At 70.9% G+C, this 1,280-nt stretch carries 1 protein-coding gene and 1 pseudogene; both read left to right on the top strand.

Annotated features, from left to right (window positions below):
• Positions 1-257, top strand: a pseudogene (locus ACY45C_RS20150) (ABC transporter substrate-binding protein); the annotation flags it as partial.
• A gap of 20 nt (positions 258-277) precedes the next feature.
• The gene (locus tag ACY45C_RS20145) at positions 278-1,273 is read left to right on the top strand and encodes a carbohydrate ABC transporter permease (protein WP_462189126.1); all 996 of its coding nucleotides are present in this window, start codon (positions 278-280) and stop codon (positions 1,271-1,273) included.
• The last annotated feature ends 7 nt before the right edge of the window (positions 1,274-1,280 follow it).

Raw genomic sequence — 1,280 nt, 5'->3', positions numbered from 1 at the left:
CCTCGAAGATCGGCTACCTGCCGCTGCGGCAGAGCGTGGCGACGAAGCTCGCCGACACCCCGATCGTGAAGCTGCTGGAACCGGCCCTCGACCAGCTCGACACCGTCACCCCCTACACCTCGTTCCGCGGGGCGAAGGCCAACCAGGCCGTCGTCGTGCTGCAGGACGAGGCCGTCGAACCGATCGTCCTGCGCGGGGCCGATCCTCAGGCGACCCTGAGCAAGGCCGCCGAGAAGATCCGCGCACTCTCCTCCTGATGATCGGCACCTGGCCCCGCGTGGCACGTCCGCGCGGGGCCATCCCGGCCACGGTGGCGCGCCGCGCCGTACCGTGGCTCTACCAGGCGCCGGTGCTGGTGTCGCTGGCGGTCTTCGTCTACGGGCCGCTGGTCTTCGAGGCGTACCTGAGCCTGACGAACTGGGACCTGATCAAACCCGACCGGGACTTCGTGGGGCTTGCCAACTTCCGCGGCCTGTTCGAGGGCGAAGAGTTCCCCCGGGCGCTGAGCCGCACCGGCCTCTACGTCCTGGTGATGCTGCCCTTCGCGACGATCGTCCCGATGGCACTGGCGATCATGCTGTGGAAGCGGCCCGGTCGGACCAGCGACATCTACCGGGCCCTGCTGTTCCTGCCGGTGATGCTCGCCCCCGTCGCGAACGCGCTGTCCTGGCGGTTCGTCCTCGACTCGCTCGGTGGCATCGTCAACGTCGTCACCGGCGGGCTGGGCCTGGGCGAGCGGGACTGGCTCGGTGACCCCTCGACCGCCCTCGCCGCCATCTCGCTCATCACCGCGGCCCGGTTCGTCGCGCTCAACATGCTGCTCTACGGCGCGGCACTGGCCGCGATCGACCGGCGCTGCCTCGATGCCGCCCGCGTCGACGGCGCCACCGAATGGGAGATCACCCGCCGTCTCGTGGTCCCCCAACTGCGTGGCACCACGATCCTGCTGTCGTTCCTGTGCGCGGTGTTCGCCGGGCAGTGGACGTTCAACAACATCGCTGTGCTCACCCAGGGCGGCCCCGACAACACCACCGACAACGTCTACTACCGTCTGTACACTTACGAGTTCACCTACTTCGACGCCGGGACGGGCGCGGCGGCCGCGCTGACGATCGTGGTGGTGCTGTGCGCCCTGTTCGGCCTGTCGACGCTGGCCCGCCGCGCCGCCGGCACGCTCGGCGCCCCGGGCCGGGACCGGCCGACCACCCGGCTCGCGGCCGCCCTCGCCGCCCCGCTGACCGCACTGACCAGGAGGCGCCGTGCCGCGCTCTGACGTCCGG

The sequence above is a fragment of the Frankia sp. CcWB2 genome (assembly GCF_977927585.1).
The sequence above is the reverse complement of the archived record's forward strand: the minus strand, read 5'-3'. Positions and strand labels throughout refer to the sequence as shown.